8 protein-coding genes are annotated in these 12,288 nt (G+C 72.5%); 3 read left to right on the forward strand and 5 right to left on the reverse strand.

The genetic code is table 11. The annotated features are described in order from the left end of the window. The first annotated feature begins 251 nt into the window (after positions 1–251). Entirely contained in the window at positions 252–2,060 is a 1,809-nt protein-coding gene (locus tag BDW27_RS01485; protein ID WP_110047903.1) for a gamma-glutamyltransferase family protein, read from the forward strand. Between the two features lie 364 nt (positions 2,061–2,424). Here BDW27_RS01485 and BDW27_RS01490 read toward each other — a convergent pair whose 3' ends face one another. The 5 genes from BDW27_RS01490 to BDW27_RS01510 form a co-directional block, all read right to left on the reverse strand. Next, the gene (locus tag BDW27_RS01490; RefSeq protein WP_110047904.1) at positions 2,425–3,612 is read right to left on the reverse strand and encodes a C40 family peptidase; all 1,188 of its coding nucleotides are present in this window, start codon (positions 3,610–3,612) and stop codon (positions 2,425–2,427) included. A 194-nt stretch (positions 3,613–3,806) separates the two neighbouring features. After that, positions 3,807–5,594: a bifunctional 3'-5' exonuclease/DNA polymerase gene (locus BDW27_RS01495; protein ID WP_110047905.1), complete on the reverse strand. Its 1,788-nt coding sequence runs from the start codon at positions 5,592–5,594 to the stop codon at positions 3,807–3,809. Positions 5,595–5,661: 67 nt separating this feature from the next. Further along, positions 5,662–6,582, reverse strand: coding sequence for a 2-hydroxyacid dehydrogenase (locus BDW27_RS01500; RefSeq protein WP_110047906.1), 921 nt, complete (start codon positions 6,580–6,582; stop codon positions 5,662–5,664). 95 nt (positions 6,583–6,677) lie between these two features. Continuing rightward, positions 6,678–7,520, reverse strand: a complete 843-nt coding sequence (locus BDW27_RS01505) for an RNA methyltransferase (RefSeq protein ID WP_110047907.1) — start codon at positions 7,518–7,520, stop codon at positions 6,678–6,680. A gap of 33 nt (positions 7,521–7,553) precedes the next feature. Next, positions 7,554–8,153 (reverse strand): hypothetical protein, encoded by a 600-nt coding sequence (locus BDW27_RS01510; RefSeq protein WP_110047908.1) that lies wholly within the window; start codon positions 8,151–8,153, stop codon positions 7,554–7,556. Between the two features lie 444 nt (positions 8,154–8,597). On the opposite strand from BDW27_RS01510, the gene BDW27_RS01515 reads away from it, so the two are divergent. Together BDW27_RS01515 and BDW27_RS01520 are read left to right on the forward strand one after the other, a co-directional pair. Continuing rightward, positions 8,598–10,331 (forward strand): substrate-binding domain-containing protein, encoded by a 1,734-nt coding sequence (locus tag BDW27_RS01515; RefSeq protein WP_110048082.1) that lies wholly within the window; start codon positions 8,598–8,600, stop codon positions 10,329–10,331. A 203-nt stretch (positions 10,332–10,534) separates the two neighbouring features. Next, complete coding sequence (locus tag BDW27_RS01520; RefSeq protein WP_110047909.1) at positions 10,535–12,286, forward strand: substrate-binding and VWA domain-containing protein; 1,752 nt, start codon at positions 10,535–10,537, stop codon at positions 12,284–12,286. The last annotated feature ends 2 nt before the right edge of the window (positions 12,287–12,288 follow it).

The raw sequence follows: 12,288 nt of genomic DNA on the forward strand, positions 1-12,288 counted from the left end.
ACACCGAACGTGATCGCGGCCGGGCTTCACCCATGCCCGGACCCGGGTTCCCCACACCCTCCCGGCGGGGACCGACAACCAAGGTCCCGAACCCCTGATCACCCGACATCCCGGTTCAACCCATGCTGTACCGTCACCCACGTTCGGCCGGTTCCACCGAGAACCGGCCGGCACCCCGTCCTCCACCCCGGAGCGACACCCCCAGACGGGCGGCGAACCCGCCCTCCCCCGTCCGCAGGAGGACCGCGCACATGTCCGGATTCACCACCCGACCCCAGCTCCGCGGCGACTTCGGCATGGTCGCCTCCACCCACTGGCTGGCCAGTGCCACCGGCATGTCCGTCCTGGAGCGCGGTGGCAACGCCTTCGACGCGGCGGTCGCGGCGGGCTTCACCCTCCAGGTCGTCGAACCCCACCTGAACGGCCCCGGCGGCGAGGTTCCCGTCATCTTCCAGGCCCGCAGCGGGTCCCCGCGCGTGCTGTGCGGCCAGGGCGTCTCCCCCGCCGCCGCCACCATCGGGGCCTTCGAGGGCCTGGGGCTGGACCGCGTCCCCGGCAGCGGCGTCCTCGCCGCCACCGTCCCCGGCGCCTTCGACGCCTGGATGCAACTGCTGCGCGACCACGGCACCATGTCCGTCCGCGAGGTCCTGGACCACGCCATCGGCCTGGCCGAGCGCGGCTACCCCGTCCTGGGCCGGATCTCCGCCGCCCTCGAAGCGCTCACCCCGGTGTTCTCCCGGCACTGGGCGGGCTCGGCCTCCGTCTACCTGCCGCACGGCACCGCCCCGGCCGCCGGAACACGGCTGCGCAACCCGGCGCTCGCCGCCACCTACCGGCGCGTGGTCGCCGAGGCCGAGGCCACGGGCGGCGACCGCGAGACCCAGATCGAGGCGGCGCGCCGCTCCTGGTACCAGGGCTTCGTCGCGGAGGCGATCGGCGCCTTCCTCGCCAGACCGGTCCCCAACAGTCACGGCGAGCCCGAGCGGGCCCTGCTGACCTCACAGGACATGGCCGACTGGAGCGCCGCCTACGAGGACACCGTCAGCACCTCCTACGGCGCCCACACCGTGCACAAGACCGGGCCCTGGGGGCAGGGGCCCGTCATGCTCCAGCAGCTGCGCATGGCCGAGGCCGGAGGGGTCGGCACCGACGCGCGCCAGGGTGTGAGCGCGGACTTCGTGCACCGGAGCACCGAGATCGCCAAACTCGCCTTCGCCGACCGTGAGGGCTGGTACGGCGACCCGGACTTCACCGACGTCCCCCTCAAGGAGCTCCTCAGCTCCGACTACGCCGCCGAACGCGTGCGGGGGGTCGACGGGGAGCGCGCCAACCTGGAGCCGCGCCCCGGAGGCCCCGGTGGCCGCACCCCCTTCGAGGCGCCGGTGTACCTGCCCGGGCAGACCCCGGGCGACCGCACCACCGGGGAGCCCACCGTGCGCGACGCCGCCGGACAGACCCCCGCCGACCTGCGCGGCGACACCTGCCACGTGGACGTGGTGGACGCCGACGGCAACATGGTCTCCGCGACGCCCAGCGGCGGCTGGTTCAGCAGCTCGCCGCTCATCCCGGAACTCGGGTTCCCGCTCGGCACCCGGGCGCAGATGTTCTGGCTCGACCCGGCCTCGCCCAACGCGCTCTCACCGCGCCGCCGCCCCCGCACCACCCTCTCCCCCACCCTGGTGACCCGCGAGGACGGTGAGGCGGTGCTGGCCATCGGCACCCCCGGCGGTGACCAGCAGGACCAGTGGACCACCACCGCGCTGCTGCGGGTGCTCAACGGCGTGGACGACCTCCAGGAGGCCCTGGACACCCCCATGTTCCACACCAACGCGTTCCCCAGCTCCTTCCACCCCCGTGAGACCGTGCCCGGCGACCTCGTCGTGGAGCCGGGGGTGGGCGACGGGGTCGTCGACGAGCTGCGGCGTCGCGGGCACCGGGTCCAGGTGGCCCAGGAATGGTCCCTGGGCCGTCTGGCGGCGGTCGCCCGCGACCCGGAGAGCGGCGAACTGCGCGCCGCCGCCGACCCCCGGGGCGCGCAGGGGTACGCCGCGGGGCGCTGACCCGGGACAGACGAAAACGCACGGAAGCCCCCTCCTGCTGAACAAGAGGGGGCTTTGTCGCGGGCTGGGGGTAGTGGCATGGCTTGACCGGCTCTTGCCAAATCGGTCGGTCACTGCTTATGTAGACCTGTGCGGCGGGACACCCGGCCTGCGAGGCCGTGGATTCCCGCCACAACTCCATACCACCCCAAGGGCCGACCACCGCTGTCTCCCCCTCCCTCAGCGGCGGCCCTGTCCCCCCTCCTAACCGAGGCCTGCCTTCCCCTCCCGGCGGTTTTTCGGACATGGAGAAGGAAGGGCCGTGGTGCCACCGCCCCGGTGGCGCCACGGCCCTTTCCCGTATCCGGGACCGGCCTGGAGGCGGTCAGGTGCTCACGCGCACCGCGCCCGCATAGTTGGCGGTCCGTACCGGTGTGACGCGCACGTCCAGACCGGTGCGAGGCGCCTCCAGCATCTGGCCGTCGCCGAGGTAGATCGCCACATGCGAGATGTAGTCGGGCGCGGTGGGGTCCGAGCGCCAGAACAGCAGGTCGCCGCGTTCGAGGTCGTCCCACTCCACGCGCTCTCCCGCGTTCCACTGGTCGTGGGTGACGCGCGGGATGGACACACCCTCCTTCCGGAACGCCCACTGGAGCAGGCCGGAGCAGTCGAAGCCGACGTCGGGGGTGGTGCCGCCCCACACGTAGGGGACGCCCAGCTGAGTCTCGGCGTTCGCGATGACCTGCTCGATCACCGAGGAGGGTACGGCGTCGCCGTCGACCAGGGGTTCGGGGGCGTCGGCGACCAACTGGAGGGAGGCGTCCTCACCGAGGATCTCCTCCAGCTCCTCGTGCAGCTCCCACAGGTCGGCGTCGGGGGCGGAGACGACGAGGGCGTTGCCCTCGGGCATGCCCAGTTCCCGGGCGAGCTCCCGGGAGACGAGGGCGTCGATCCCGGCGATGCCGGAGGTGGCGTGGGTCCACACCTCCAGGGGGACCTCGCCGTTGCCGCCCGAGAGGGTGATCTCACCGCCGACGTCGAGTTCGCGTTCGGTGCCCGCGTCCTTGGACAGTGCGACGTGGCCCTCGGCGACCCCCTGCCAGATCTCGTCGGACTCGGCGGAGGGCCGGGGGGCGTGGTTGCGGAAGCTGGAGGGGTTGACTCCCAGCACGGAGGTGGGTTGGCCGTCGACCTCCACCCGCGCGGCGTCGACGGTCAGGACGTTCTTCACACCGTCGATGTCGCGGACCGCGTCGACGACCTCGCGGGGGAGCTTCTCGGGGGCGACCGCGAAGTACTCGACGGAGCGCGCCTCACGGAAGGGCGCCACGTAGGTGTCGCGCCTGAGTTCGGCGACGTCCGCGACGTCGGGACTGGGATGGGTTTCGGTCTGGGAATCGGCCGCGCGGGGCGCGGAGCCGCTGGGGACGGCGTTCTCGGGGGAGAGCTGTTCGGCGAGGGGAGGCCGGTCCTGGACGACGGGGTCGGCCATCGCGGGGCTGGCCCCGAAGGCCGTGAAGGCGACCGCGAAGGCGGCCGTGGTACCCGCACATGTTCTGAGACGGTTCCGCACGGGGGTCGATCACCCTTTCTGGGACCGCGGCGGGCGGGGGAAGCGCTGCGGCGCACGGCCTGAGATGACATGGTCCGGTCCAAGAATGGGTGTACCTGGTCGCGTTTGCAAGACGCCCACGCCGTCCGATACCGGACGTCCACCTATCAGCCGCTTGTCCGATCCCTGGGGATATCGCGTCTCACGGCGGGTCGTCACAGGTCCGCATAACAGTCCGTAACCGACACGGTGAGGGGGAAGCGGACCGGGGTGTCTCCGAAGAGGATCTCGCGGGTCCGGACCTGGGCGCGGTCGATCGCGCGGACCGTCTCGCCCGCGAGGTCCTCGGGGACGTGCAGGACGACCTCGTCATGGACGAAGAAGACGATCCCGCCGCCGTCGGGAGTCGCCGGGAGTTCCTGGCGGAGCGCGGCGAGCAGGACCAGCGCCCACTCGGCGGCGGTGGCCTGGACGACGAAGTTGCGGGTGAACCGGCCGTGGGCGCGGCGTCTTCGGTCACCGTCCGTGGCGGCCAGGGTGGCCGACCAGTCGTGCGGGGCGGGCGAGGTGCGGCCCAGCCACGAACGGACGATCCCGCCGCCCTCCCCCGTGCGGGCCGCGGCGTCCACGTACTCCAGGGCGCGCGGGTAGAGGCGTCGCATGGTGGCCAGGAGCGGCGCCGCGTCGCCGGACGTCTGGCCGTACATGGCGGCGAGCAGGCCGATCTTCGCGCGTTCGCGGTCGTCGCCCACGTGCACGGCCAGCCGGGCGTACAGGTCCTCCTCGGCCGCGGCGGCCGCGAGGGCGGTGTCCCCGGACACGGCGGCGAGCACGCGGGGTTCGAGCTGTCCGGCGTCGGCGCGGACCAGGACCCAGCCAGGGTCGGCCCGCACGGCCCGGCGGACCGACTTGGGGATCTGGAGGGCGCCGCCGCCCCGGGAGGCCCACCGCCCGGAGACCACACCGCCCACCACGTAGTCGGGCTGGAAGCGGCCCAGCCGGGGGCCGTCCCCGCCCTCACGGGGCAGTTCGCGCACCCAGGTCTCCAGCCACGACCAGCCGTTGGCGGAGTACAGACGGGCGAGTTCCTTGTAGCGCAGCAGCAGTGGCACGAGCGGGTGGTCCACCCCCTCCAGGACCCAGGAGCGGGTGGACTCCACGGGGTGTCCGACCCACGCCATCGCCTTGAGTACCTGGGCGGGCGAGTCCGGGTTGACCTCGTGGCCGACGACCTCCCCGATCCGGGTGACCAGGTCGGCGAGGACCGCCGGACGCTCGCCCGTGCGCGGACGGGGACCGAGTATCTCGGTCAGCACCCGGTCGTGGACGTCCGGGCGCCAGGGCAGGCCGTCGTGGCTCATCTCCACCGCCGCCAGGGCGCCCGCGGACTCCACCGCGACCAGCAGCGCCATCCGCCCCGGTCCGGGCAGCGCCGCGACGCGTCTGCGCTGGTCGTCGTGGACCTCCGTGAGGGCGGCGAGCCGGTCGGTCCCGGGCGGGAGCGTGGAGCGGTCGGCCTCGAACAGCGCGGGCTGCGCGGCGGTTCCCTCTCCCAGCGGCCGTACCGGGTCGTCGGGGACCGCCAGGTCGTGCAGGCGGGCCCAGGCGGCGCCAAGGGAGTGGGGTTCGGAGTGGCGGGCCTCGTGGCCGAGCAGGAGGGCCTCGGTCAGCCCGACGTCGTGGCACCGGGCCACGCGCACCCCGGCACGGACCAGGTCGGGGTAGACGTCACCGGTGTCCGCCCAGACCCACCGGACGGGTTCGGCCCCGGCGCGGTCTCCCCCGCCCTCTCCGGAACCGGTCTCCCAGGCACCGTCGCGCTCCGTGCCGTCCCGCTCGGTGCGCCCCTCCTCGGCACGGTCCCCCGCGGAACGGCTCTCCTCGACCGAGCGCACGGCGGCAGCGAGGTCGTGCACGCGGCGCGGCGGAGCGGCCGCGCCGCCCTCCCCGAGCTTCCGCAGCCACCCACCGCCCTCGCCGTCGGCGACCACCGCGATCCGCATGTGCCCAGTGTCCCCCCGGAGACCGACAATCGGCGGGCCGCCGCACGGGGCACCGGGGGCGCGGCCGCTAGCTGCCGGGGCGCACCACGTTGTCCAGGGGTTCCCCGGCTGACCAACGGGCCAGCTGCGCGTCCATGAAGGCGCGGGCGCGCGGGTAGAAGGCGGCGGAACCGCCCGCCACGTGCGGGGTCAGGTACACACCGGGGGCGTCCCACAGCGGGTGGTCGACCGGGAGCGGTTCGGGGTCGGTGACGTCCAGGGCCGCGCGGACCCGGCCGTTCTGGGCGAGCAGGGCGTCCGTGTCCATCACGGCGCCCCGACCGACGTTGACCACCAGGGCGTCGTCACGCAGCAGCGCGAACTCGTCCGCGCCGAAAAGGCCCCTCGTCCGCTCGGTGAGCGGGGTGACGATGACGACCACGTCCGCCTTGGGCAGCAGGGCGGGCAGCTCGTCCACCCCGTGCACGTCCTCGTCGGGACGGGCCCGGCTGGCCACCCGCACCACCTCGGTCTCGAAGGGCAGCAGCCGCTGCTCGATCGCCTGGCCGATGCTGCCGTACCCGACGATCACCACCCGGGAGTCGGCCAGGGAACGCTGCGGGACCGAACCCCAGCGGTGTTCGCGCTGGTCGATCGCCCATCGGGGAAGGTCGCGCTGTGAGGCGAGGATGAGCGCGAGCGTGTGCTCGGCGGTGCTGGCGTCGTGCAGCCCCCGCCCGTTGCACAGGGTGACGTGGTCGGGCAGGAGGCCGAGGACCTGCTCGTACCCCGCCGACACCAGCTGCACCACCCTGAGTTCGGGCATCCTCCCGATCATGTCCAGCCGTTCGTCCACGCCCTGGGTGGAGGGCGCGTACGGCACCTGGTAGAAGGTGACGTCCTCCAGTCCCTCGTCGGGGGCCGGACCCCCGGTGTAGAGGTCGACGTGGAGCGATCGGGGCGCGTTGTCCCGGTTCTGCTCCCACTGCACCAGTGCTCGGCCGCCCATGTCGCGCGCCCTCCTTCGGCTCGGTCCGTGTCACCCGACACCCTAGGGGCTCGCCCCTGCGATGGAACGAGGGTGGGTCCCCGGTCCGGCCCCGGTCAGGCCCGGTGGTCCCGTGCGGCCACGGAACCGAAGCGGGAGAGCTCGTAGCAGGCGACCGCGGCCGCGGCGGTGACGTTGAGGGAGTCGACGTCGCGGTCGGCCATCGGGATGTGCACGCGCGAGGTGGCCCGCTCCAGCCAACGGGCGGACAGACCGTCGCCCTCGGTGCCGAGCAGCAGCCCCACCCTGGCGTCGGGCGCCAGGGCGTCCATGGCCTCACGGAGCGGCAGGGAGCCCTCTCCGGGGGTGAGGGCCATCAGGTCGAAACCGGCGTCGCGCAGGGTGTCCAGACCGCCGTACCAGTCGTCGAGGCGGGTGTAGGGCAGGGTGAAGACGGCTCCCATCGACACCTTCACGGACCTGCGGTAAAGCGGGTCCGCGCAGCGGGGAGCCAGCACCACGGCGTCCACACCCAGACCGGCGGCGCTGCGGAAGATCGCGCCGACGTTGGTGTGGTCCACCAGGTCCTCCAGCACCACGATGCTGCGGGCCCCGGCCAGGACCTCGTCGAGCGCGGGCAGGGGCGCGCGGTGGTAGGCGGCCAGGGCGCCCCGGTGCAGGTCGAAACCGACCAGCCGCTCGGCGGTCTCCTCACTCACCACGTAGAGGGGAGCGCCGGAGCCGGAGACCACGTCGTCCAGGGCGGCGGCCCGCCGCTCGGTGAGCAGGAAGCTGCGGGGGACGAACCCGGCGGTGGCGGCGCGGCGGATCACCTTGTCGCCCTCGGCCATGAACAGGCCGTGCTCGGTCTCCAGGTGGCGGCGCAGGTTGACGTCGCGCAGCCGGGTGTAGTCGGCCAGACGCGGGTCGGCGGGGTCACTGACCCTGATGACATCCATGGTCAGCGATTATCCCGTGCGGCTCCGGGTGGGTCAGCCGATCTGCTCGGTGACGGCGCGCAGGCGCTGCCAGCGGGCCTCCTCACAGGAGCCCTTGCGGGAGAGTGTGGTGTCGATCTCCTCGCCCTCCCAGGTGCCCTCGATCGCCGCTTCCTGTGGGCCGTACACCTTGTCGGTGCAGACGGTGCCCGAGCGGACCTCGGTGAACAGCTGCTCCCCGGTGGCCCCCTCGTCGGCCCCCTCCTCGTCCGTCTTGGACTCGGACTCGGACCCGCCGGCCGCCGGGTCCCCGGCGAACTCGGCGGAGGCCTCGGCCATCACGGCGCAGGGCTCGGGGTCGACGGCCAGGTCGCCGGTGCAGTTCAGGGTCTGCACCCAGGCCAGGCCCCGGTCGCTGACGTTGATACGCAGGTGGCCGACGGGACCGTCGAGGTCGGTCGACTCCTCCTCGGGTTCGATGACGCTCCCGAGCACCTCCGGGGTGGTGACGTTCGTGGTCTCCACGTCCTGCGGCGGCAGCATCGAGGGGGCGACCAGCACTGCGTAGGCCACCGCTCCGGCGCAGCACGCTCCGGCGAGCAGCACGGTGCCGAGGCTGCCTCGGTTCCGACGGTCACTGTGCGAATGGGACATGCCATAACCCTCGGGGGTCGGTTGGTCACGGGGGACGACCGCCACGCGCGAAGCCCCGTTTCCGGGGACGTCGGCCAAACGGACGCCAAGTATCGGTCAAGCGAATACCGGGCAATGGTAGCCGGGAGTGAGTACTGGTACCCGACCGGCGCCGTAACAAAGCGGTCACCGCGCGCACGGGGGAGCTGCGTACGGGGCCCGCTGTGAGCCGGACCACCCCTCCCCTTCCACTCGCGCGTTACCAACGAGTAAGGTCCTGGGAGGAATCGTTCGTGTGCCACCGGTCGGTCGATCACATCCACACTGTGTGACGCCCTCCGCCCCGCGTTGGTTCTCGCAGATCCCACCGCGGGTGCTGGTGCCGCCCCCGCGACCACCCCCTGAAGACCGGCCCCGGGAGGCTCCCGACCCGGGACCGGAGACAGCCACACCCCCGGAGTGCCCGTGTCCAGTGGACGCCATCGTCACCCCTCCCCGACCGCCGCCAACACCCGCAGGGTCGTGCGGTCGCCGCTGGGGGTCACCGCGATCGTCGTCGCCCTCATCGCCCTCGCGGCGATCGCCGTGCCGGTCACCATGAACGCCCTGGGCTGCGGCGAGACCCGCTACCTGCGCGTCTCGACCACCCAGAGCGTCGCCCCGGTGATGCGCGCGGCGGCGACGGAGTTCAACGCGGACCGGCCCAGCTACGGGGGCGAGTGCGTGTTCGCGCAGGTCGACGAGATCGCGCCGCACCGGATCATGGCGGCGCTGACCGGCGGCCAGGCCGGTGACTCCACCATCGCCCCGCACGTGTGGGTCCCCGAGTCCTCCGCCTGGGTCGAGCTGGCCAGGGTCTCCGACGGCGGCGCCCACGGCATCGAGACCGACCCGCCCTCGCTGGCCAGCTCGCCCGTCGTGCTCGCCGCTCCCCCGGGCACCGAGGGCATGCCGGAACAGGACGACGCCAGCTGGACCATGCTGCTGCCCGACGAACGCGACCCGGACCGCCCCGTGGTGATGGTCGACCCCAACCGGGGTGCCGACGGCATGACGGTGATGCGCGCGGTCCGCGAGCACCTGGGCTCCGGGGACGCCGCCGACACCGCCATGACCGACTTCGTGCGCGACGTCCAGCTGGACAGTGCCTTCGGCGAGATCGACCTGACCAACGTCTTCACCGGCTCCGCCGCCTCCAACGACCGGGTGGACCCGGTGATCGCCGTTCCCGAACAGGCCGTGGTGGCCTACAACGACCGCCGAGCGGACTCGGCCCCCTCGCTCCAGGCGCACTATGTCAGCAACGGCACGGTCAACCTGGACTACCCGTACGTGACCACCACCGAGGACGCGGAGCTCCAGTCGGCCGCCGCGGACCTGTACGAGGTGGTCCGGGGCAGCGAGTACCGGGAGCGCCTGCGCGAGCTGGGCTTCCGCGACCCGGGCGGGGAGGCCGCACCCGCGCTGGCCGAGCGGTCCGGGATCATCGCGGAGCAGCCGCCCGCCGGGGACGACCTGACCGGCGACGCCCTGCTGGCCTCGGTCACCGACTGGAACCGGCTCTCCATGCCGTCCCGGACGCTGGTTCTGGCCGACGCCTCCCAGAACATGGCGGACGACCTCAACGGCGGGCCGCAGCGGATCGAGGTCGCCAAGCAGGCGGCGCTGATGGGGCTGGGTCTGTTCCCCGACGAGACGGACATGGGCCTGTGGCTGATGTCCGAGGAGTTCGGTGGCGACGGCCGCGACCGGGCCGCGGACATGCACCCGCTGGGCGCTGGCGACGACGGCGGCGTCACCCGCCGCCAGGAGATGGTGAAGGTCGCCGAGGAGCTGGAGGTGGAGGGCGGCGGGTCCCGGCTGTACGACAACATCCTGGCCGCCTACGACGAGGTGCAGGACAACTATCACGAGGACAAGATCAACAGCGTGATCCTGCTGACCGCCGGCCAGGACGAGGGGTCCAGCGACCTCTCCCACCAGGAGTTGGTCGCCGCCCTCCAGGACCGGTTCGACCCCCAGCGGCCGGTCACGATGTTCGTCATCGCCTTCGGTGAGCAGGCGGACGGCCCGGAGCTGGCGCAGATCGCGCGCGCGACCAGCGGATCGTCCTTCGTGACCGAGGACCCGGACGAGATCGGCGACATCTTCCTCAGCTCGATCTCCCGGCGCCTGTGCGTCCCCAACTGCGACAACTGAGCCCCGCCCCGGGCCCCGTCCGCGTGGTTCGGGGCGTTGAGTAACGTTCCCACAGGTAACACACGGAAGGTCGCCCGAACTCAGGAATCCGGCCGGTACACAATGATTCGCCCGCTTCGCGAACGACGGGCGCCCGACACCCCTGTACGACTCAGCCCCCCTGTGCGAACACCTCGTCCGTACACCACCTCGTGAGGAAAGCTGTGGGACGTCACCGCGGAAAGTACGCAGAAGAACCCTCCGACCGGAGCAGACGGCACCGGGGGCGCGGCGGCGCCGTCGCCGCCCTCGCCGCCGCGATGGTGATCGTGGTCGGTCTCGCCGTGGCGGGCGTGTACATGTTCGGGCAGGGCGACGGCTGCGGCAGCTCCGACATCGAACTGAACGTGGCGGTCAGCCCGGAGCTGGCGCCCGCTCTGGCCGACCTCGCCGGCGACTTCAACAATGAAGAGCACACCGTCGACAACCACTGTGTGCGGGCCAGCGTGCGCGAGGCCGACTCGGCCGACGTCGCCTTCCAGATCACCGGCTCCGGCGCCACCACCGGCGACACCGACTCCCACGTGTGGATCCCGGACTCCTCCGTGTGGCCGCGCCTGGTGCAGAGCCAGGCCGGGGACGCCGTCATCACCGAGACCGGCACCTCCGTCGCCCGCAGTCCCCTGGTCGTGGCCGAACTCGCCGAGTACGCCGACGACCAGGAGGGGACCACCTGGACGGACGTGGTCCCCACCGGCGCCCCCGGTGAGGAGGCCGACCGGGTCGTCCGCGTGGTCGACCCGACCCGCAGCTCCAGTGGTCTGGCCACCCTCTACCTGCTGAACGGCGCCCTGGAGGAGGCCAGTCCCGACGCCGACACCTTCAACGCGCAGATGACCGCCGCGCTCCAGGCCCTGCATCGAGGCACCTCCGCGGACGAGGACTCCGCCTTCCTGGCCCTGAGCGGAGGCAACGCCGAGGCCCCGCCCGTGATGGTGATGTCCGAACAGGCCGTGTGGCGCTACAACACGGCCCACACCGACGCCGCCGCACAGCCCAGCTACCTGGAGGACGGCACCTACTTCCTCGACTACCCCTACATCGTGCGCAGCGAGGACAGCGAGATCACCCGCGCCGCCGAGGTGTTCCGCGCCTCGGTGCGCTCCGAGGCGGCGGCCGAGCGCCTCCTCGACGAGGGGTTCCGCGGACCCGAGGGGGAGCTCGACGGCGGGGTCCTGACCGAGGACGCCGGGTTCCGCGCGGAGCAGCCCACCGAACTGCCCGCACCCTCCGAGGGCTCCATCACCGAGCTGACCCGCTTCTGGAACCAGCTGAAGATGGACTCCCGCGTGCTGACCATCGTCGACGTCTCCGGATCGATGCTGGCCGAGGTGCCCGGCACCGGCATGACCCGCATGCAGGTGGCCGGGGCCGCCTCCGCCGAGGGCCTCCAGATGTTCTCCGAGAGCTCCGAGCTGGGCCTGTGGGAGTTCTCCACCAACGTCAACAACAACCTCCACTACCAGGAGGTCGCCCCGATCCGGGAGCTCCAGGCCACCGACGACTCCGGGAACGAGCACCGGGACGTGCTGGGCGCCGCCCTCCAGGCCATGCAGCCGCTCCCCGAGGGCGACACCGCGCTGTACGAGACCTACCTGGCCGCGTACCAGGAGATGTCGCGCACCTACCGCCCCGACCGCACCAACGTGATCCTCATGCTCACCGACGGGGACAACGACAACCCCGGGGGCATGGAGCTCGACGAGCTGATGTCCCAGCTCGAGTCCATGTCCAGCCCCTCGCGCCCCATCCCGATCATCACGATCGCCTTCGGCCCGGACGTGCAGAACCTGGAGCCGCTCCAGCGGATCGCCGCCGCCACCGGGGGCGCCGCGTACATGACCGAGGACCCGACCGAGATCGGGGACATCTTCCTCCAGGCCTTCTCCCTGCGCATCGTGACAGAGGAGGAGTAGGG

It is taken from the genome of Nocardiopsis sp. L17-MgMaSL7 (genome assembly GCF_003182025.1).
Lineage (GTDB): Bacteria > Actinomycetota > Actinomycetes > Streptosporangiales > Streptosporangiaceae > Nocardiopsis > Nocardiopsis prasina.

What these genes read in the sequence shown, in the direction of transcription:
- BDW27_RS01500 (WP_110047906.1), bottom strand. Translation starts at nt 6,582, where the DNA reads ATGGGCGGCCGAGCACTGGTGCAGTGGGAGCAGAACCGGGACAACGCG.
- BDW27_RS01485 (WP_110047903.1), top strand. Translation starts at nt 252, where the DNA reads ATGTCCGGATTCACCACCCGACCCCAGCTCCGCGGCGACTTCGGCATG.
- BDW27_RS01505 (WP_110047907.1), bottom strand. Translation starts at nt 7,520, where the DNA reads ATGGATGTCATCAGGGTCAGTGACCCCGCCGACCCGCGTCTGGCCGAC.
- BDW27_RS01510 (WP_110047908.1), bottom strand. Translation starts at nt 8,153, where the DNA reads ATGTCCCATTCGCACAGTGACCGTCGGAACCGAGGCAGCCTCGGCACC.
- BDW27_RS01495 (WP_110047905.1), bottom strand. Translation starts at nt 5,594, where the DNA reads ATGCGGATCGCGGTGGTCGCCGACGGCGAGGGCGGTGGGTGGCTGCGG.